The organism is Desulfomicrobium salsuginis (assembly GCF_054657795.1).
Map to the genome: position 1 here is coordinate 1,586,526 of NZ_BAAHYA010000002.1, position 20,380 is coordinate 1,606,905.

Consider the following 20,380-nt stretch of genomic DNA (forward strand, 5'->3'; position numbering starts at 1 on the left):
TTCAGTTGAATGTATGTTTGATCGGGGCCACGACTTCCACCCTGCAGGCGACGCGATGCCGGATGGCCTTCAGGGAGGCGCACTCCCCGTCCGCGCTGCGCGTGTCCCCGTCGGTGGCTTCGTACACCAGCAACGTGACTCTGTTGTTCTGCGTAAAGGCGATCACCTCTTCCTCATAGACGCCCTCCGTGACGAAATAGTTGATGCGGACGCCTTCGGCCTTGAAGACCTCCAGCATGAGTTCGAGGCGCTCCCTGACCGTGGTCTCCAGTTGCGCTTCGGTATAGGACAGGTTCCGCGACTGTGGCGGAATGACGAGCAGCACGTTCACGTGCACATGGACGCGCAGGGCCAGGGAGCAGGCGCGCGAAAGCGCCTCCCAGGCGTTGTGCTTAGCGTCGATGGCAACGAGAATGTTTTCCATGGGTTCCTCTCATTGCCGACGACAAAGCAAGCTTGATGCCTGGGAAGAATCTATTTTCTATCGTCAATAAATCAGATAGTTACGAATAAAAATACGCGCCAGGCGCTTTTTCTTATTTCATTATGAAACATGACATGTTATTCACAAAGTCACCTTGTTTCAAAATGAAATAACGATAGCCACGGAGTCCGGCATGAACAGCAGCCCGGCATCACAACCCTCCCCCTGGCACGCCCTGCTCCGCCAGATCCATTTCAGCTCCATCAAGGGCAAGATCTTCATCGTCTTCGTCGTCGCCTTCCTCTCCACTGGCGCCCTGACGGCCCTCAACTACTGGAACCTGTCGACGGTCATGGAGCGCATGGTGCTGAGCGAGCACTACGACGACCTGCTGAACAACATCCTGGAGATGCGGCGCTTCGAGAAGAACTACCTGATCTACGGCAGCCGCCTCAGCTTCACGGAGATCAGCGCAAACATGGACGCCATCGACGAACTCATCGACATGCTCCGGGACGACCTGCCGCGCCTGGTCGGCGCGCAGGAGTTCGACGGCTTCCAGCAGACCGCCGGCGACTACCGCAACTGCATCATCGCGCTGACCTCACCCGCGTCGCAGCAGGCCGGGGCGGCTTCCGCTCCGGGGGACCGGGACGTCCAGCTGCGCAACCTCCGCTCCCTGGGCAAGGTCCTGACCGATTCCGCCGAGCGCTACAGAAAGATCAAACGCGCCCGGATCCACGACACGATCCAGCGCACGTCCATGCTGCCCTTCGCCTTCCTGGCCATCGTCCTGCTGCTCATGATCCTGCTCATCAAGCTCATCTCCAGCGGGCTGCTGCGTCCCCTGGACGTCATCCGCGAGATGACCAGCGTCGTGGCCCGCGGGGATTTCAAGCCCATCTCCTACGACGGCGTCCGCCTGGAGGAGGTCGCGGGGCTCATCGACGCCTTCAACCGCATGGCGCGTGAACTGGAGGCCAATCAGGAAGACCTGCTGCAGGCTCGCAAGATCGCGGCCATCGGCACCTTCACCGCGGGCATCGCCCACGAGCTCAACAACCCCATCAACAACATCGCGCTGACGGCCGAGAGCTTCGACGAGGAATACGGGGAGAGGATCGACGAGGACGGGCGGGAAATGCTGCGCGACATCCTGAGCCAGTCGGAGCGCGCCGCGGACATCGTCAAGAATCTGCTGGACTTCTCGCGCACCGAGAGCCCTACCTTCCAGTGCCTCCCGCCGGGGCAGGTCCTGTCGAGCACCATCAGCCTCGTCAGGAACCAGGCCCACGTGGCGGGGATTCAGCTCGAACTGGAGCTGGAGGACGACCTGCCCTGCGTGCAGGGCAACCTGCGCAACCTGCAGCAGGTCTTCACCAACCTGCTCCTCAACGCCATCCAGGCCACGCCCGCCGGCGGGCGGATCGGCGTCTCGGCGCGGCTGGACCGGGAGGAGCGGCAGGTGCGCATGAGCGTGCTCGACAGCGGGCCGGGGGTGCCGGTGAACATCCGGCAGCAGATCTTCGAACCGTTCTTCTCCACCAAGGAGGTGGGCAAGGGCACGGGGCTGGGACTGGCCGTGAGCTACTCCATCGTCAAGCGCCACGGCGGGCGCATCGAGGTCCACGGCGAGGAGGGTCAGGGGGCCGAGTTCGTGGTCACCTTGCCGATACCCAGGAACACGGACAGGAACATCGAGGAGGAGGGCGCATGAATCTGCGCGTGGCCATCGTCGACGACGAGGAAATAGTCTGCCGCCGCCTGAGCCAGGTCCTGGCCAAGGAAGGGTTCGAGGTCGAGGCCTTCATGATGGGGCGTTCCTTTCTGGAACGCATGGTGCAACTGCCCTTCGACATCGTGTTCCTGGACATGCGCCTGCCGGACATCAGCGGCCTGGAGCTGCTGCCGCGCATCAAGTCCCTGCGTTCCGAGGCGGAGGTCATCATCGTCACCGGCCACCAGAGCGTGGACACGGCCATCGAGGCCATCCGCAACGGGGCCTTCCACTACGTCTGCAAGCCGGTCAACCTGACCGAGATCCGCCTCCTGGCCCAAAACGCCAAGGACAGGATCGCCATGCGCCTGGAGAACATCAGGCTGCGCGAGGCCCTGAAGGGCGACACGGGGCTGTCGGCCATCATCGGCAACAGCCCCGCCATCCAGGAACTCTTCGCCATGATCCGCAAGGTCGCGCCCGTGGACTGCAACGTCCTCATCCAGGGCGGCAGCGGCACGGGCAAGGCGCTGGTGGCGCGCTCCATCCACCAGCTCAGCCCCAAGCGCGACCACCCCTTCGTGGCCTTCAACTGCGGCGGCTTCACGGACGAACTCATCAGCAGCGAGCTTTTCGGCCACGAACGCGGCGCCTTCACCGGCGCCACGGCGACCAAGGTCGGGCTGCTGGAGGCTGCTGCCGGGGGTACGGTCTTCCTGGACGAAATCGGCGAGATGCCCCTGCCCATGCAGGTCAAGCTTTTGCACGTCATCCAGGAGCGGCGCATCCTGCGCGTCGGCGGCACCAAGCCCATCGACCTGGATATCCGCATCATCGCGGCCACGAACAAGGACCTCAAGCACGAGGTGGAGATCGGGGCCTTCCGCGAGGACCTCTACTTCCGGCTCAACGTCGTCTCCCTGTGCCTGCCGCCCCTGGCCGACCGCCGTGAGGACATCCCGCTGCTGGTGCGCCATTTCACCGAGAAGTACAGCCTGGCCTTCCACAAGCAGATCAGCGGCATCAAGCCCCAGGCTCTGCAGCTTCTGTGCTGCTACAGCTATCCTGGCAACGTGCGCGAACTGGAGAACATCGTCGAGAGGGCCGTGGCCCTGACGGACAACGAGGAGATCGACATCCAGGACCTGCCGCGGGACCTGCAGCAACTGGAGTTCAAGACCATCGAGGGCGACGGGCTGCCGACCCTGGAGGAGATGGAACGCCGCTACATCGTGAAGGTGCTGGAGAAGACGGGCTACAGCAAGAGCCTCACGGCCCAGGTGCTCGACATCCCGCGCACCACGCTGTGGCGCAAGCTCAAGGCCTACGGCATCGAGTGACGGGGCGGTTCTTTGCGGGGAGGAAGTGGCGATTCGCCCGGCTGTTCGCAGACGATCTTTTTTTGCTCTCGACAAAATAATCATTGACACTCATGCACGATCCACCTAGACGTCACTGGTCCTGACGGGAGTGAACGGCATAATGTGAAACGCCTCTTCGCTGCCCGGCTCCTTCTGGTAGCTGTTTACAGAAGGAAAACGGATATTCTTTTTACTTTTTTTCTTTTGAGGTTATTGTCTTGGCTAAGAACATCTATGTTGGTAATCTGCCCTGGTCCACCACCGATGCCGATCTGCGGAACATGTTTTCCCCGCACGGTGAAGTCACTTCCGCCCACGTCATCGAAGACCGTGAGACCGGCCGTTCCCGTGGCTTCGGCTTCGTCGAGATGGACGAAGAAGGCGCCCGCAAGGCCATCCAGGCCCTGAACGGCGCTGACATGCAGGGCCGCGCCCTGAAGGTCAACGAGGCCCAGCCGCGCGAAAGCCGCCCGTCCCGTCCCCGTTACTAAGCCGCATCATCAGATCACGAAGAAGCCCGTCCCCGACGGGCTTTTTTTTTGGCTCTTCCGGTTAGAGCGTCCAGACCGTCATCTGATGCCCACTGACGTCGTTGAACGTTGATCCGAGCGCATCACCACAAGTGACCCGTCATCGCGAGCGTGGCGCGGCCTGGTCGGGCAACGCGCGAGATCCATCCTCGACGTACACTGGAATACGACCGGAAAAGACCGTGAAAAACTGGATTGCCGCGTCGAAGACTCCTCGCAATGATGGGATAGACCCGCCCCCCATATGCCCATGGCATAACGGCATCGAATGTGCCATAAGTGAGTATCTCCAAACACTTAATCTGGGAGGCGGGTCATGAAACAAGTATGCCGTATTGGGCTTGATATCGCAAAGCATAAATTCCAGGTGCACGGCGTGGACAAGCACGGAAAAGACGTTTTCAACAAGCAGCTGAACAGAAAGGATGTTCTGGCGTTTTTTGCCAACCTTCCCGTTTGCACGGTGGGCTTGGAAGCCTGCGGAGGTGCGCATTACTGGGGGCGGGAGATACAGAAACTGGGACACACTGTAGGTTTGATTTCGCCTCGCCACGTGAAGCCGTTCGTTATCAACAATAAAACTGACGCTGCGGATGCCCGGGCCATCTGTGAAGTCGCAGGACGACCGTCAACACGTTTTGTGTCGGTCAAAACTGAAGAGCAGCAAGACATGTCTGCCTGGCATTGTGTCCGTGAGCGGTTGCTCAAAAGCCGAACCGCCCTTGCGAACCAGATACGCGGTCTTCTGTCCGAAAAAGGAATCATTTTGCCTCAAGGCATCACCCATGTACGCAAGCGCTTACCGGAAATTGTGGAAGATCCTCAGAACGGATTAAGCATCAAGGCTCGTGATTTATTCTCCGACCTCTACACAGAACTCCATGAGGCTGACGAACGTCTTGCCGAATTGGATCACAAGATGGAGGCAATCACAAAAGCCAACGAGCATTGCACTCGACTGATGAAGGTACCTGGTATTGGCCCAGTGACAGCCTCCGCGCTTGTTGCCCATGTGGGCGATGCCAAACAGTTCAAAAACGGCAGAGAGCTTGCTGCATACTTGGGGTTGACGCCCAGAGAGCATTCTTCCGGCGGAAAACAGAAACTTCTTGGCATCACCAAACGAGGCAACACATACATCCGCAAACTGTTGATACAGGGGGCTCGGAATGTTTGCCGGGCTTGGTCCGGCATTGTGGAAACAGCCAATGATAAACGCAAGGCGTGGCTTCAAGGAGTGGTTGCTCGACGAGGGCAATTTGTGGCCTCAGTGGCTCAGGCGAACAAAACCGCTCGAATTGCCTGGGCGGTATTGGCACGAGGCGAGGAATATCAGGCAGCAAAGGCAACGAACTGAGATATGCCGGGGCTGTCACGGCCCTTGCTATGCGACATTTTTTTGGATGTCCCACGCAAGGGCCGCGCCAGCCAACTGTGGATAAACGCGAAAAAACTCATCCTGTGGAGTGCCGCAAAACATGATGCACAAACGGTCGAACCGGCTTTGGGAAACTCCGGAAGCGTCATCGGCAGAAACATGCCGTCGCAATGTTTGGATTCCAAAGCGCGGATTTCATCAGGGCACGGTCTCAGTGACCAGATGCCGGATACATGACTGCATTCCTCTCGTTTGTTGCAAAATGTTTTGACACTGAGGGCGGGTCTATACATGACTGATTCCACATTGATTCATCCTGCTCGAACGCGTCCAGAGTTGACCTGTCGCGGCTTACAAGCTCATGAACGCTCAACCCGGATGAACCTTTTTTTTGCCCCCCGCACACCAGGAATCCGATTCCCGTCCCCCTTTCCGGCCTCGCACAGCTCATGGGCGAAGACGCCATCCCCCTCCAAAGACATCGCGACGGCCCGGCCCGAAGCGGACCGTCACCCCTGCGTCGCCTCGAACCTGTAGCCCACGCCGGGGATGGTCAGGATGAGACGCGGCGTCTGGGGGTTCTCCTCGATCTTCTTGCGCAGGCGCTGCACGTGCACGTCCACGGCCCGGCTGTTGGCGTAGAGCTTGGAGTCGGCCCAGTTCTGGCCCTGGATGAAGTCGCGCGACAGGGTCTCGCCGGCATGGGAGACGAAAAGCTCGAGCAGGGCGAACTCCGTCCTGGTCAGATCGACCTCCCGGTCCTGGATGGTGGCCGTGTGGTCGCGGTAGTTCAGGCAGACCTCGCCCGAACGGCACGTCGCCGCGGGCTCGCTGCGCCGCGCGCGGCGCAGGACGGTCCGGATGCGGGCCGAGAGTTCCAGGGCGTTGAACGGCTTGACCAGGTAGTCGTCGGCTCCGCATTCGAGCCCGAGCAGCTTGTCGGCCACCGTGTCGCGGGCCGAGAGCATGATGACCGGCACATCGCTGTCCCGGCGCAGAATCTGACAGACCTTGATGCCGTCGATATCGGGCAGGCCGAGGTCCAGCAGGACAAGATCCGGCGCCTGCGCTTCCACCGCCGCCAGGCCGGCGCCGCCGCTCGACGCGCTCCGCACGGCAAAGCCGTCGAGTTCAAGGTTGGCGGTCACGGTCTTGACGATGTCCTGGTCGTCATCGATGATGAGAATGCTCTGACGTGTCATGAAAACCCTTGAGAATCCGAGCTGTTGAAGATTCAGGCCAGCCTACCGGCAGCCTCCGGCCATATCCGATACACATGTTTCAATTTTGTTACAACTTTAACTCCCAAAACGTGATTTTTTGTGGTATCGAGCCTACATATTTGAAGCCCGACCAAGCTGGATGTGGTCGGACACAGTGAAGGACCCGGTTCACGCACCTGTACAGGAGGGAGTATGACCCAAAAGAAAGATGCATCCCGTGGACGCGGATGGCGGCTCGCGCTGCCCCCGGCCATCGCGGGCATCGTGGTAACGGTCGGGGCCGCCCTGGCCATGACTGCCACGGATCAGGCCATGTTCTGCGGCAGTTGCCACTCCATGGCCGAAGCGGCGCTGACGCACAAGAGATCCGTGCACGCCGAACTTGCCTGCAACGAATGCCACGCCCCGCACAACCTCGCCGCAAAGCTTCCGTTCAAGGCCAAGGAAGGCACCAGGGACATCCTGGCCACGGTCACCAGCACCATCCCGGACCTCATCCACCCCGGAGAGGACACCAAGGCGGTGACCCAGGAGAACTGCCAGCGCTGCCACAGCGCGACCACGTCCACCGTGGTCATGCAGAGCAAGACGTTCTGCACGGACTGCCACCGTCACGTTCCCCACACTCCGAAAATCCCCGTAGCCAAAAGGAGCGCCGCCGATGCGTAGCACCAGAACACTTTTCATCATGCTGGCCGTGGGCATGTCCCTGGCCTTGGCCGCCTGTTCCGACGTCACCGAGCCCAAGACCCCTGAATTCAAGACCAAGCTCAAATCCGACGAAATCAAGAATTCCGCCTTCAAGGCCGAATTCCCGCTGCACTACGAAACCTACCTGCGCAACAACGAATCGACGATCATGACCGAATACGGCGGGTCCGTGCCGTACAACAAACACGACAACGTCCATCCGCTGCCTGAAGGCTACAAGCACGCCCAGCCCTACCTGAAGAACCTCTGGCTCGGCTACCCCTTCAGCTACGAATACCGCGCCGCCCGCGGCCACACCTACGCCATGAAGGACATCCTGAACATCGACCGCCTGAACCGCTACGACGAGAAGGCCGGCCTGCCCGCCACCTGCTGGAACTGCAAGGGCGCGAAGATGAACGAATGGATCGGCAAATACGGCGACGACTTCTGGGCCAAGGATTTCAACCAGTTCCGCGAAGAAGTCGACATGGACGAAAACACCATCGGCTGCGCCAACTGCCACGACCCGGCCAACATGGAACTGCGCCTCTATTCCGTGCCCCTGCAGGACTACTTGAAGGCCGAAGGCAAGGATTTCAAGACCCTGCCGCGCAACGAGCAACGCGCCCTGGTCTGCGGCCAGTGCCACGTGGAATACTATTTCCAGGACAAGGGCTTCGGCCCGGCCAAGAAGCCCGTCTTCCCCTGGGCCGAGGGCAAGGACCCCGAACAGATCTACGCCTACTACAAGACCCACGGCGACACCAAGACCCCCGGCTTCGAGGGCAACTTCGTGGATTGGGTACACCCCGTGTCCCAGACCCCCATGCTCAAGGCCCAGCACCCCGAGTACGAAACCTGGCACAACGGCGTGCACGGCGCGGCCGGCGTGAGTTGCGCCGACTGTCACATGAGCTACACCCGCCTCGACGGCAAGAAGAAGATGTCCAACCATCACTGGACCTCACCGCTGAAGGACCCGGACATGAAGGCCTGCCGCCAGTGCCATACGGACAAGTCGCCCGACTACCTGCGCCAGCGCGTCATCTACACTCAGGACAAGGTCTGGGAACAGCTCATGGTCGCCCAGGACATCTCGGTCAAGGCGCATGAAGCCATCCGCATGGCGAACGAATTCCAGGGCGAGAAGCCGGCCGACTACGACCAGCTCATGATCGACGCCCGCGAAATGTGCCGCAAGGGCCAGTTCTTCTGGGACCTCATCTCCGCCGAGAACAGCGTCGGTTTCCACAACCCGACCAAGGCCCTGGACACCCTGGCCAAGTCCCAGCAGTACAGCCAGAAGGCCGTGGACACCGCCATCAAGGCCGCGGCCTTCACCACGGCCCAGGCCCTGTCCGGCGACATCAAGGAACTCGTGCCGCCCATTCTGGAACACAGCCGCAAGCTGCAGATGGACCCCGAGCACATGACCAAGCACCAGTGGTTCAAGTACCTCAAGCTCACGCCCAAGTCCGAACAGATCTGGGACGAGAACCGGCGCCTGGTGCCCAAGCCGGCCGCCGGCTGACATCGCCCTTTCCCGCATCACTGCACTCGACGGGGTTCCGGCACAGCGCCGGAACCCCGTTTTCAGTTCCGCGAACCCCGATTCGTCCATGAGCAGCCGGATTTTTCGCGGCCGAGCCTTGTTCTTTTCCCCCAAACAGGATAGTAAATACGTATGACTCTCGTTAAAAACTATCGTTATCATCAATAGACTCAACCCCCGGAGGTCCGGCTCATGGCAGAAGAAGTGGCAGTAGGCTGCACCCGACCGACTTCAGAAGTGGAACACGAACCAGAGGCAACACCCCAACCCGCGGCACCACCAACCCAAGGAGCGCGCCCCATGATCCAGGTAGGCAAGAAGGCCCCCGATTTCTCCGCCCCGGCGTATTTCAACGGGGGATTCGTCAACATCAGGCTGTCCGACTACCTCGGAAAATGGGTGGTCCTGTGTTTCTACCCCGGTGACTTCACCTTTGTCTGAGCGACCGAAATCTCGGCGGTCGCCGAGAAGCACGCGGAATTCGCCAAGCTGGGCGTGCAGGTCCTGTCCATGAGCACGGACAGCATGTTCGTGCACAAGATGTGGGTCGACGACGAGCTTTCCAAAATGATCACGGCGAAGACCGTGCCCTTCCCCATGCTGTCCGACGGCGGCGGCAATGTCGGCAGGATGTACGGCATCTACGACGAGGCCGGCGGCGTTGACGTGCGCGGCCGCTTCCTCATCGACCCGGACGGCAACGTCCAGGCCTTCGAGGTCCTGACGCCGCCCGTGGGCCGCAACGTGAACGAGACCCTGCGCCAGATCCAGGCCTTCCAGCTGGTGCGCGAAAGCAAGGGCACCCAGGCCACGCCTTCGGGCTGGCGCCCCGGCAAGCCGACCCTCAAGCCCGGCCCCGGCCTGGTCGGCAAGGTCTGGGAGGTCTGGACCGTGGACAAGGCCTTCGACTGACCTCCCCTCCTCACCCAAGTGAAGCGCCCGGATTCCCGGGCGTTTCGCATTTGAGGAGAACCTCATCCTGCTTTTGTTCCTCCACCGCTCCGTCGCAGCGGTCCTGCCGGTCCCTGGCCGGGGCCGTCGACTGTCCGACTGAGCCAGGGCATCGTTTGTTTCCCCGTCGCGTCCCGCCCGAAGAGCAGATTTCACTCCGGCAGGGGCGACGGGGAAACATTACGAGGCCGGCGAAGAAGTTTCGACGGCCCCGGCCAGGGACCGACAGGACCGCGACCGCACCTCCACCCCCCTTTTGTCTGCACTCCGCGCCCACAACTCCTCATCAAACAATGGATTACCACAAACAATCAGCGTATTGATTTGCGCATGTGCTTCGTTCGCCACCACAAAACGCCACCCAAACGGGCGGACATCTCCAAGACCGATCGGCTGGAAGCGGCGTTGCAGCGCTCCACCGACCGCTGCCTCGTGACCGGCTTCTCCGTCCCGCCGCAACCTCAACCGGACACGCATCCATGAAACGCTTCATCGCGCCTATCCTCCTCCTGGCCGCCCTGGCGGGAGGCTGGTACGCCTGGAAAACCCATACCGCCGAGTCACGCGGCGACGCGCCCGCATTCCACGGCAACATCGACATCCGCGAAGTGCGCCTGGGCTTTCGCGTCAGCGGCCGGGTGCGGGAGGTTCTGAAGGAGGAGGGGGACGCCGTTGCGGCGGGCGAAGTGGTGGCCCGTCTCGATGACGAGCCCTTCCGCAACGCCCTGGATCAGGCCGAGGCCCAGGTCGGGCAGTTCTCGGCCCGCCTGGAGGAACTGCGCAACGGCAACCGCCCCGAGGAGATCGAGCAGGCGCGCAAGGTCCTGGCCGCCGCCGAGGCCGCACTGGAGAACTCCCGCCTTGTCTTCGAGCGCCAGCAGCGGCTCGTGGGCCAGGGAGCCGTGGCACGCCAGGATTTCGACACCGCCAGCACCGCCTTCCGTGCCTCGCGGGCGCGCCGCGACGAGGCCAGGGCGCGCCTCGACCTCCTGGAGGCCGGCACCAGGGCGGAACAGCTCGCCCAGGCCGAGGCCGGCCTGGGGACGGCCCGCGCCGCCCTGGCCCAGGCCCGCACCACCCTGGCCGACACCGTCCTGTCCGCGCCCGAGGCCGGCGTCGTGCTGACCAGGTCCGTGGAGCCCGGCAGCATGGTCCAGGCCGGGGCCACGGCCCTGACCGTCAGCCTGCTCAACCCGGTCCGCGTCCGGGCCTACGCGCCGGAGCCGCTGCTGGGACTTGTCCGGCCCGGCCGCGAGGTGCTGGTTTACACCGATTCCCGCCCCGAACCCTACCACGGCCAGGTCGGCGACGTCTCGCCGCGGGCCGAGTTCACGCCCAAATCCGTGGAGACCGAGGAACTCCGCACATCCCTGGTCTACCGCTTCCGCGTCGTGGTCCGCGACGACGACGGCCTGCTGCGCCAAGGCATGCCTGTCACGGTGCGCCTGAAGGACTGACCATGGCCGCCGTCGAACTCCACGACCTGGGCAAGTCCTTCCCCGGGATGGACCAGCCCGCCCTGTCCGCCATTTCCGGGACGATCTCCGCCGGGAAGGTCACGGGCATCGTCGGCCCGGACGGCGCCGGCAAGACCACCCTCCTGCGCCTCATGGCCGGCCTCATGCGCCCGGACTCCGGAGGTCTGACGGTCCTCGGCCGCAACCCGGCGACGCAGGCCGGCGAACTGCGCCTCGAAGTCGGGTACATGCCGCAGAAATTCGGCCTCTACGAAGATCTGACGGTCATCGAAAACCTCACCCTGCACGCCGATCTGCGCGACGTATCCGGCGAGGAGCGCGAACGCGCCTTCACCCGCCTGCTGGCCTTCACGGGCCTGCACCCGTTCACCGCACGGCTGGCCGGCAAGCTCTCGGGCGGCATGAAGCAGAAGCTCGGCCTGGCCTGCGCCCTGCTCGGCAGACCGTCGCTGCTCCTGCTTGACGAGCCCGGCGTGGGCGTGGACCCCATCTCCCGCCGCGAACTGTGGAACATGGTGCGCGAACTGGCCGGCCAGGGCATCGCCATTGTCTGGAGCACGTCCTACCTCGACGAGGCCGAGGCCTGCGACGAGGTGTTCCTGCTCAGCCTTGGGCGCCTGCTCTTCGCCGGCAAGCCGCAAGACCTGACGGCGCCCATGCGCGGGCGATGCCTGCATCTGGGAGGCGTCGAGGGCCGCAGGCGGCAGGCCCTGGCCCGTCTGCTGCAGCGTCCGGAAGTGACCGACGGGGTCATCCAGGGCGCGAACCTGCGCATCGTGCTGCGCGAGGGCGCGGACCGGCCCGACCCCGGGAGTCTCGGCATCCCCGGCCGGACGGAGTGGAGGCCGGTGCCCCCGCGCTTCGAAGACGCCTTCGTCGATCTCCTGGGAGGCGGGCCGGGCGGGGAATCGGCCCTGGCCCGGGCCATGCCCGCGCGGGAGAGAAGCGAGGAAGAGCTGATCAGGGCCGCGGACCTGACCAAGCGTTTCGGGGACTTCACGGCCACGGACCGCGTCACCTTCTCGGTGCGCCAGGGCGAGATCTTCGGGCTGCTGGGGCCCAACGGGGCGGGAAAATCCACGACCTTCAAGATGATGTGCGGGTTGCTGGCCCCCACTTCCGGCCGGGCCGAGGTCATGGGCATCGACCTGGCCCACAGCCCCGCCAAGGCCAGGCAGCGGCTCGGGTACATGGCCCAGAAATTTTCCCTCTACGGCCAGCTCACCGTCCGGCAGAACCTCGATTTCTTCTCCGGGGTCTACGGACTGGCCGGCGGACGCCGACGCACGGCCGTCGACGGGATGGTCGAGTCCTTTCACCTCCAGCCGTTTCTCGACGCCCGCACCGAAGACCTGTCCCTGGGCTTCAAGCAGCGCATCGCCCTGGCCTGCGCGGCCATGCACGAGCCGGACATCCTCTTCCTCGACGAGCCGACCTCCGGGGTCGACCCCGTGACCCGGCGCGAATTCTGGAATCATATCAATGGGATGGTCGAGAAGGGGGTGACGATCATGGTCACGACACATTTCATGGACGAAGCCGAATACTGCGACCGCATCGGCCTCATTTTCCAGGGCCGGCTCATCGCCCTGGCCCCCCCCGACGACCTCAAGGCCGGCGTGGCCGGACCGGCCCTGCCCGATCCGACCATGGAGGACGCCTTCGTCGAACTGATCACCCGCATGGAGCGCGCATGAGCGGCTTTTCCCGGACCAGGCTGTGGACGCTGTGCCGGAAGGAGGCGCGCCAGATCCTGCGCGACCCCAGCAGCGCCATCATCGCCTTTGTCCAGCCCATGCTGCTGCTGTTCATCTTCGGCTACGGCATCAACCTGGACATGGACCACCTGCGGCTGGGCCTGTGCGACGAGGACGGCGGGCCTGCGGCGGCGGAGTTCACGGCCCAGCTGACGGGATCGCCATACTTCGAGATCACGGGCGCAAGCCGCCCCCGGCTGGACCTGCTGCTCGAGAACGGGGACATCCGCGGCTATGTCGTCCTGGCCCGCGACTTTTCACGGCTCCTGGACAGCCCCGGCGAGACGGCGCCCGTGCAGGTCGTCACCGACGGGGCGGAACCCAACACGGCCAATTTCGTCGGGGCCTTCGTCAGCAACGCATGGCAGCAATGGCAGCAGACCCGGGCGAGGGACCGGGGGGACACGGCCGTCCGGGGCGTGGAGGTGCAGACCCGCTACTGGTTCAACCCGGCCGCCGTCAGCCGCCACTACCTCATTCCGGGGTCCATCACCATCATCATGACCGTCATCGGGGCGATGCTGACCTCCCTGGTCGTGGCCAGGGAGTGGGAGCGGGGCACCATGGAGGCTCTCCTGGCCTCCCCCGTGACCCGGACGGAGCTGCTCCTGTCCAAGCTGCTCCCCTATTACACCCTCGGGATCGTCTCCATGGTCGTGGTCGTGCTCTGCGCCGTCTTCGTCATGGGGGTCCCTTTCCGAGGATCCATCGCCGCGCTGTTCCTCGTGACCACCGTCTTTCTCCTGAGCATGCTCGGCATCGGCCTCTTCATCTCCTCGACCATGCGCAGCCAGTTCGACAGCGCCCAGACCACCCTCAACGTGGCGTTCCTCCCCGCCACCATGCTCTCGGGCGCGTTCTTCGTCATTTCGAGCATGCCCGCGCCCGTGCGGATGCTGACGTACATCCTCCCGCCCCGCTACTTCGTCAGCTCCCTGCAGACCATCTTCCTGGCCGGCGACGTCTGGCCGATCCTGCTGCCGGACATCGCCTTCCTGACCGGAACGAGCATCCTGTTTCTCGCCCTCACGGCCCTGAAAACAGCCCGCAGGCTGGATCAATGAACATGAACGCACTGCACCGCATCGCCGCGCTGATCCGCAAGGAACTGCACTCCATCCTGGCCGACCGGCAGAGCCGCGTCCTGGTCGTCATGCCCGTCATCCTGCAGGTCATCCTCTTCCCCCTGGCGGCCACTCTGGAAGTGAAAAACAACACCCTGGCCGTCCTCAACGAGGACGGCGGCCACGCCTCCGTCGAACTGGAGCAGCGTTTCGCCCGGGCCGCCGCCTTCACGAAAATCCTGCATCTGACCGGGGCGGAGCAGATCGCCCCGACCCTCGACGAGCAAAAGGCCATCGCCGTGGCAAGGTTCCCCCAGGATTTCTCCCGGAAGCTGAACCAGGGCGTCCCGGCCCCCCTTCAGCTGCTCCTGGACGGCAGAAGGTCCAACAGCAGCCAGATCGCGGCCGGGTACATCCAGGAGATCACCACAGGCTTCGTCGCCGAACGCCTGCTCGCCGCCGGTGCCCAGCCCGCCTCGACCCTGGTCGTGATCAACCGCTACAACCCCAACCTGGACTACCGCTGGTTCGTCCTGCCCTGTCTGGTGCCCATCATCCTGACCATCAGCGCCCTCATCCTCACGGCCCTGTCCGTGGCCAGGGAGCGGGAGCACGGCACGTTCGAGCAACTGCTGGTCTCCCCCCTGACCCCGGAGATGATCATGCTGGGCAAGGCCGCGGCCGTGCTTGTCGTCGGCCTCTTCCAGGCCTCGATCATCATCCTGGCCGCGGTATTCCTGTACGGGGTGCCGCTGTCCGGGTCCCTGGCCCTGATCTACGCCAGCTCGATCCTCTACTTTCTGGCGCTGGTGGGCGTCGGACTGTGCATCAGCGCGGTCTGCGCCACCCAGCAGCAGGCCTTCATCGGCTCCTTTTCCTTCATGATGCCGGCCATTCTCCTCTCGGGCTACGCATCCCCCGTGGAAAACATGCCCCGGTGGCTGCAGACCGTGAACTGGATCAATCCCATCCAACACTTCATCGTCATCGTGAAGGGCATCTTCCTCAAGGACGTCTCCCTCGCCTTCGTGCTCGAAAACTGCATCCCCCTGGCCGTCATCGCCATGGTGACCCTGACCACGGCCGTGATCATCTTTCGTCGCAAATTCGGCTGACGGCGCCGGGCGTCACGAAGCCCGCCCCGACTCCTTCCCTTCCAGAAGCCGCGCGATCTCGTCCTCGCCCATGGGCTCGGGGTGCTTGATGTCCAGGCTCCGGGACCACTCGCGGGCGAAATCCTTCTGCAGCCACATGTTGAGGCCCATGGTCAGGCCCATGGCGATGAGGGCGCCGAGACTGGCCAGGAGCATGTCCTTGTGCGCGTCCCAGACGTCCCCCTGGGTGCCCAGGTAGGCCGCGCCCAACTCGCCGCCGAAGACCTCGGCCGCGGCCCACTCGACGAGTTCGTAGAGCATGGACGTGGACATGGTGAAATCCAGCGGCAGGAAATACCCCCAGAACCCTTCGGCGTTGGCCATGCGGAAGTAGATCTCGCGGATGGGGTAGGCCAGGAGCAGGCCGTAGGAAAAATGGACGACGCGGTCGAAGTTGTTGCGCTCCCAGCCGACGATCTCGTTGAAGGTCGTGCCGAAGGCGGCCTGGAACCAGGCGTCGTAGGGCACCTCGGCGTAGGCGTAGTGCGCCCCGATCTCGTGGATGCCCAGGAAGATGAAGATGAGGGTGTAGGAGATGCGGGAGAAGGGGAACTTTCCTGCGGACCAGAACATGAAGACGAAGAAAACGAGGACCAGCACATTTTCCAGGATCCAGTCCTTGCGGTCGAAAGGATCGACGGCCAGGACGGCGAACTCGACGCAGAAGAGAGCCGTCAGAAAGAGGAAGTAGGACTGATGGGAAATGCCGCGGATCCATTTCATCATGTTTTCTCCTGCTCGGATGCTTACGCGGGCGTAACCTCGGCGATGATGCGGGCCAGGGCGTCCATGTCCACGGGCTTGGACAGGTAGGCGGTCATGCCCTCGGCCAGAAAGCGTTCCCTGTCGCCGGCCATGGCGTGGCCGGTCAGGGCGACGACGGGAAGGTCGGCGGGGATGTCGGGGTGGACGCGGGCGCGGATGCGGCGGGTCGTTTCCAGGCCGTCCATGACCGGCATCTGAATGTCCATGAGCACGCAGTCGAAAGTCTCCCGTTGCAGGATGTCCAGGGCCGCACGGCCGTTGTCGGCCACCGTCGGCACGTGCCCGAGCTTGCCGAGCATTCTGGTCAGGGCCAGCTGGTTGATGCGGTCGTCCTCCACCACCAGAATGCGCCGCCCAGTGACCAATGGCGCCGCGGGCTCTCCCGCGGTTTTGGAACAGACGCGCTCGCCGATGCCGAGAGGCACGGCCACCTCGATGGTCGTTCCCCGGCCGGGCTCGCTCTGCATGGCGATCCGCCCGCCCAGCATGTCCACCAGGCGCCTGACGATGGCCAGGCCCAGGCCCACCCCGCCGTGGGAGCGCACCGACGAGCCGTCGACCTGGGTGAAGGGCTGGAAAATATCGTTCTGTCGTTCGCGCGGGATGCCCACGCCCGTGTCCGCCACGGAAAAAACGACCGCCATGCCGGCGTCCCTGTCCTCCCGCCGCGCCGTGATGCGGATGCTTCCCGTGGACGTGAACTTCACCGCGTTGCCGACCAGATTGAACAGGATCTGCCGCAGCCTCCCCTCGTCCCCGACGACGTGGGAAGGGATGGCGTCGTCGATCTCGAAGGAGAGGTCCAGCCCCTTGGCCTTGGCGGAAATGGCGAAGAGGTCCCGCACGGAGTCCCGCAGGTCGGCGAAATGAAACTCCGCCGTTTCCAGCTGCAGCTTGCCCGCCTCGATGCGCGACAGGTCGAGGATGTCGTTCAGGAGCTGGGTCAGGCGGCGGGAGGAACGGATGGCCGTGAAGACCGAGTCCTTCTGGTCCTCGTCCAGATGGGTGCGGCTCAGCAGCTGCAACATGCCGAGGATGCCGTTCAGGGGGGTGCGGATCTCGTGGCTCATGTTGGCCAGGAACTCGGTCTTGGCGCGATTGGAGGCCTCGGCCTCCTGCCTGGCCCTGGCCAGGTCCGAAACGTCCGTGAGGACGCTGACGTACCCGGCGACCTCGCCGCGGCTGGTCTTGAGAGGCGCCCTGGTGGCCAGCATGCGCCGCATGCAGCCATCGTCGAGGAGGCATTCGAGCGCCGCCTGTTCCGCCGGCTCCGCCGGAGCCGACTCGATCACGAAGGACGACCCTAAAAGGATTTCCGGCTCGCCGACCAGCTCCTGCTCGGACCGGCCGACAAGGGAGCAGTAGGCGGGATTGCAGCGCAGAATGCGACCGTCCATGTCCTGAACGGAAACCGGGTTGGGCAGCCCCGAGAGAAGCGACGAGAGAAAGGCATGCTGCTCCTCCAGCCGGTCCCGGGCGGAGCGAAGTTCCTCGGTGCGCTGCGCCACGGCCAGTTCCAGATCGCGGTACTGGTCGGCCTGGCGCATGATCAGGGCCAGCAGGGACGACAGGCGGTTGAGGCTGCGCACGATGATCTCGATGCCCTTCGTGTCCATGAGGCCGAGCAGCACGAGGGCCCCCACCATGTTCTCGCCGACGCGCAGCGGCACGACGACGGACTCGCCAAGGCCCAAGGCCTGCAGCAGCGCGCCGGCCGGAGTCTGATCCTGCGGGCTTGCGATCATGGCCTGGGTTGACGCGTGGCTCAGGTGGATGAGCCGGTCTATCTCGGGCCTGTGCACCAGTTCCGCGTGCCGGGCCGGACGGACGGCCAGGATGCCGTGCGGTGCGCGATGACCCTGGCAGGCGGCCACGGCCACGGCGCGGACCCCGAGCAGTTCCCGGACCTGGTCGGCCACGTGTTCGGCGCACCGCACCGGGTCGTTGGCATGTTCCAGGGTGCCCACGGCCAGGTCGGTGAAAAGCTGGTAATACGCAGGTGAATCAGCCTTCACGCAGCTCCTCCAGGGCGTCGGCGATGCTCGCCTCCAAGCGGGAGAACCCCGTCTCCCGTACCGACATGGGCAGCCCGAGTTCGCGGGCGATCTCGTCCAGTGTGTCGCGCGGCACGGGGACGACGCCCGTGTCCAGATACATGAAGCGGTCGTGAACCTCGCGCAGCATCTCCTCCACGCCGCGCCCTCCCGCAAAGCCCAGCTCCCGTTCGAAGACATCCCGCCAGCGCCGGGTCCATTCCGGCAGGAAAAAAAACACGCCGGCCTTTCGCAACCGCCTGTAGTCCTCGCGGCCGAGCATGATCTCGCAGCAGTTGATGCCGCACGTCTTGGCGAAGCCCGGCAGGCGGCAGAGCTCGACGATGCGCGGCGTGCAGTCGCCGTAAATGAAGAGCACCCGTGCCGGCCGGCGGACCTCCAACAATTCGTCGATCCTGTCCTGCAGCTCCTCGGGCCGCATGTGCAGCGTGGAGTCGAGAAACACCGGGCGCAGGCCGGGAAACTTCGGGCTCAAGGCCATCAGCTCTTCCCTGAAGATGCCGCAGGTCACGGCCAGGATGTCCGTCACGTCACGGCCCCCGCGTCCAGAACGGCCCGGCGCACGGCCAACAGGGTGTCCGGGTTCGTGTCGAAGGGCACGTCAGCGTGGCCCGAAGCCAGGATGAAGGCCCGGTCGCCGGCCCGATCGGCCAGAATGTCCGAGGCCAGGGCCCGCGCCTCCTCCGGGGCCGTGCGCACCAGGGCCGGACCGCTCAGGTTGCCCAGGATGAGCCGCCCGGGGCCCAGGATCTCACGGGCGCGGGACAGGCTGTCGCGGGGGTCCATGACGAAGCCCGGCACGTTGGGCAGCTCGACGTAATGGCGGAGATGGTCCTCGATGCGGTTGCCCCCGTGGTGGAAGACGACCGGCCCGCGGGACAGGCCGAAGCAGCGGGCCAGGGAGGGCAGAATGGTTTTTTCGAGCAGGCCCGGTGTGACCAGCCGCAGGTTGGCGAACATGACGGGGCAGGCCATGAAGGTCGCCCCGGCGTCGAACAGGGCTGCGGTCAGCCGCAGAAAATGGTCTTCGGACAGGTGCATGAAGGCGGCGGCTCGTTCGGGGTCGAACAGCAGGATTTCGAGCCAGGTCTCGATGCCCAGCAGCATGGCCGGCAGGTCCACGGGGGCCGTGACCACGGCGCAGACGGGCTTGTCCGCCCCGAATTCCCCGGCCAGCAGCCGCGTGGCCTCCACGAGGTAGCCCACGCCAGGGTCGAGCAGCAGGCCCTCGCCCAGGGGCTCGGCCAGATCCGGGTCGCGGAACGGCGGTTTGCGCACGTTGGGCGCGAAACGGTCCAGCCAGACCTCCTCGCCGCCGTAGGCCAGGGCCTCGAAAGGCAGGACGAAGGGGGTGAAGAGAATGTCCGGGTCCAGCAGGTCCACCACCTCGCGCTGGCCTTCGAGGTATCGCCGCGGCACGGTGAAATACTCCCGCACCGGGCAGCCCGTGAGGCGCGCGCCGTAGAGGCTCAGGGTCAGGGTGAAGGCCCTGCGGTCCGCAGGTTCGCCGCGCAGGGCGCAGAGGACGCGTTCCAGGCTGGTCATGTCCCCTCCCCTTCGGGCCCGCCGGCCCAGAGCCGATCGAAGAGCGCCGGGGCCTGGATGGCGCTGGCCGCGGTGCCGTCGCCGCCGACCTCCCGCACGAGCTCGGGCCGCAGCTTGAAGACGGCCCCGCCCACGGCCAGGCGGATGCGTCCCGACAGGCCCCGGGCGTCGAGTTCCGCCCGTACGGCCCGGATGTTCTCGGCCGTGGTCAGCATCATGGCCGAAACGCCGATGACCCGCGCCCCGTGTTCGAGGGCCGCGTCGACAAAGGCCGCAGGCGACACGTCGTTGCCCAGGTCGACGACCTTCCATCCGGCGGCGCGCAGAAAGACGGCCACCATCTTGCGGCCCAAGGAGTGGTAGTCGTCCTCGACATTGCCGAGAACCACGGGCCCCTTGACGTCGAGCCGCAGATTGCCGTGGGACGAGACCGCGGCCAGCAGGACGTCCTCTGCGATCTTGCCGGCCACGTAGCCCTGGGCCAGGGAAATGCGCTCCCGGCACCAGTCTTCGCCAACGCGCTGCAGCACCGGCTCCAGCAGGTCGTTGACGGCCGCCTGGAATCCCCGCTCATGGGCGAACCCGAGCAGCATCGCCACGGCCCCCTCGCGCTCGGCGTCGAGCATGAGAGAGAACAGGGTCTCCTTGAGCTTCTCGATATCGGTCGTGTTTCCAACTGTCATGTCCCCTCCCGAGGCCGGTGGCATGTCGTATGGATTGATCATATTTTCGGC

At 64.3% G+C, this 20,380-nt stretch carries 18 protein-coding genes; 11 read left to right on the forward strand and 7 right to left on the reverse strand.

The genetic code is table 11. From position 1 onward, the window contains the following. Position 1: 1 nt before the first annotated feature. Positions 2–424, reverse strand: coding sequence for a universal stress protein (locus tag ACYQ3G_RS14285; protein ID WP_459826703.1), 423 nt, complete (start codon positions 422–424; stop codon positions 2–4). A 193-nt stretch (positions 425–617) separates the two neighbouring features. Between ACYQ3G_RS14285 and ACYQ3G_RS14290 the strand changes: the two genes are divergently transcribed. The 4 genes from ACYQ3G_RS14290 (at position 618) to ACYQ3G_RS14305 (ending at position 5,389) form a co-directional block, all read left to right on the forward strand. After that, entirely contained in the window at positions 618–2,141 is a 1,524-nt protein-coding gene (locus tag ACYQ3G_RS14290) for an ATP-binding protein (RefSeq protein WP_459826705.1), read from the forward strand. Further along, positions 2,138–3,481 carry a sigma-54-dependent transcriptional regulator gene (locus tag ACYQ3G_RS14295; protein ID WP_459826707.1) on the forward strand — a complete coding sequence of 448 codons (1,344 nt, stop codon included), beginning with the start codon at positions 2,138–2,140 and terminating at the stop codon, positions 3,479–3,481. Before ACYQ3G_RS14290 ends, ACYQ3G_RS14295 begins: the two co-directional genes overlap by 4 nt. Positions 3,482–3,720: 239 nt before the next feature. Continuing rightward, complete coding sequence (gene rbp, locus ACYQ3G_RS14300) at positions 3,721–3,993, forward strand: RNA-binding regulator (RefSeq protein ID WP_459826709.1); 273 nt, start codon at positions 3,721–3,723, stop codon at positions 3,991–3,993. A gap of 355 nt (positions 3,994–4,348) precedes the next feature. Next, positions 4,349–5,389, forward strand: a complete 1,041-nt coding sequence (locus ACYQ3G_RS14305) for an IS110 family RNA-guided transposase (protein WP_459822339.1) — start codon at positions 4,349–4,351, stop codon at positions 5,387–5,389. A 530-nt stretch (positions 5,390–5,919) separates the two neighbouring features. On the opposite strand, the gene ACYQ3G_RS14310 is transcribed toward ACYQ3G_RS14305, so the two are convergent. Then, entirely contained in the window at positions 5,920–6,612 is a 693-nt protein-coding gene (locus tag ACYQ3G_RS14310) for a response regulator transcription factor (protein WP_459826711.1), read from the reverse strand. A 213-nt stretch (positions 6,613–6,825) separates the two neighbouring features. Between ACYQ3G_RS14310 and ACYQ3G_RS14315 the strand changes: the two genes are divergently transcribed. From ACYQ3G_RS14315 to ACYQ3G_RS14345, 7 genes are all read left to right on the forward strand, one after another. Continuing rightward, a complete protein-coding gene (locus ACYQ3G_RS14315; RefSeq protein WP_028576768.1) occupies positions 6,826–7,302 on the forward strand; it encodes a cytochrome c3 family protein in 477 nt (158 codons plus the stop codon). Beyond that, entirely contained in the window at positions 7,295–8,857 is a 1,563-nt protein-coding gene (locus ACYQ3G_RS14320; RefSeq protein ID WP_028576767.1) for an ammonia-forming cytochrome c nitrite reductase subunit c552, read from the forward strand. The genes ACYQ3G_RS14315 and ACYQ3G_RS14320 overlap by 8 nt, the downstream gene beginning before the upstream one ends. Before the next feature lie 213 nt (positions 8,858–9,070). Continuing rightward, positions 9,071–9,790 (forward strand): thioredoxin-dependent peroxiredoxin, encoded by a 720-nt coding sequence (gene prxU, locus ACYQ3G_RS14325; protein WP_459826714.1) that lies wholly within the window; start codon positions 9,071–9,073, stop codon positions 9,788–9,790. A gap of 518 nt (positions 9,791–10,308) precedes the next feature. Then, positions 10,309–11,286 carry an HlyD family secretion protein gene (locus tag ACYQ3G_RS14330; protein WP_459826716.1) on the forward strand — a complete coding sequence of 326 codons (978 nt, stop codon included), beginning with the start codon at positions 10,309–10,311 and terminating at the stop codon, positions 11,284–11,286. A gap of 2 nt (positions 11,287–11,288) precedes the next feature. Beyond that, positions 11,289–13,004: an ATP-binding cassette domain-containing protein gene (locus ACYQ3G_RS14335; RefSeq protein WP_459826718.1), complete on the forward strand. Its 1,716-nt coding sequence runs from the start codon at positions 11,289–11,291 to the stop codon at positions 13,002–13,004. Then, positions 13,001–14,128, forward strand: a complete 1,128-nt coding sequence (locus ACYQ3G_RS14340) for an ABC transporter permease (RefSeq protein ID WP_459826720.1) — start codon at positions 13,001–13,003, stop codon at positions 14,126–14,128. Before ACYQ3G_RS14335 ends, ACYQ3G_RS14340 begins: the two co-directional genes overlap by 4 nt. Positions 14,129–14,130: 2 nt before the next feature. Continuing rightward, entirely contained in the window at positions 14,131–15,243 is a 1,113-nt protein-coding gene (locus tag ACYQ3G_RS14345; RefSeq protein ID WP_459826722.1) for an ABC transporter permease, read from the forward strand. A 12-nt stretch (positions 15,244–15,255) separates the two neighbouring features. Here the strand turns inward: ACYQ3G_RS14345 and ACYQ3G_RS14350 are convergent, their stop codons facing one another. From ACYQ3G_RS14350 to ACYQ3G_RS14370, 5 genes are read right to left on the reverse strand one after another with little or no spacing between them, the layout of a single operon-like run. Next, the gene (locus ACYQ3G_RS14350) at positions 15,256–16,008 is read right to left on the reverse strand and encodes a DUF2238 domain-containing protein (protein ID WP_459826725.1); all 753 of its coding nucleotides are present in this window, start codon (positions 16,006–16,008) and stop codon (positions 15,256–15,258) included. Between the two features lie 20 nt (positions 16,009–16,028). Beyond that, the gene (locus ACYQ3G_RS14355) at positions 16,029–18,062 is read right to left on the reverse strand and encodes a hybrid sensor histidine kinase/response regulator (protein WP_459826727.1); all 2,034 of its coding nucleotides are present in this window, start codon (positions 18,060–18,062) and stop codon (positions 16,029–16,031) included. Continuing rightward, the gene (locus tag ACYQ3G_RS14360) at positions 18,052–18,630 is read right to left on the reverse strand and encodes a DUF1638 domain-containing protein (protein ID WP_459826729.1); all 579 of its coding nucleotides are present in this window, start codon (positions 18,628–18,630) and stop codon (positions 18,052–18,054) included. Before ACYQ3G_RS14360 ends, ACYQ3G_RS14355 begins: the two co-directional genes overlap by 11 nt. Next, positions 18,627–19,646: a uroporphyrinogen decarboxylase family protein gene (locus ACYQ3G_RS14365; protein ID WP_459826731.1), complete on the reverse strand. Its 1,020-nt coding sequence runs from the start codon at positions 19,644–19,646 to the stop codon at positions 18,627–18,629. The genes ACYQ3G_RS14360 and ACYQ3G_RS14365 overlap by 4 nt, the downstream gene beginning before the upstream one ends. Next, positions 19,643–20,329: a cobalamin B12-binding domain-containing protein gene (locus ACYQ3G_RS14370; protein WP_459826733.1), complete on the reverse strand. Its 687-nt coding sequence runs from the start codon at positions 20,327–20,329 to the stop codon at positions 19,643–19,645. The genes ACYQ3G_RS14365 and ACYQ3G_RS14370 overlap by 4 nt, the downstream gene beginning before the upstream one ends. Between the last annotated feature and the right edge of the window lie 51 nt (positions 20,330–20,380).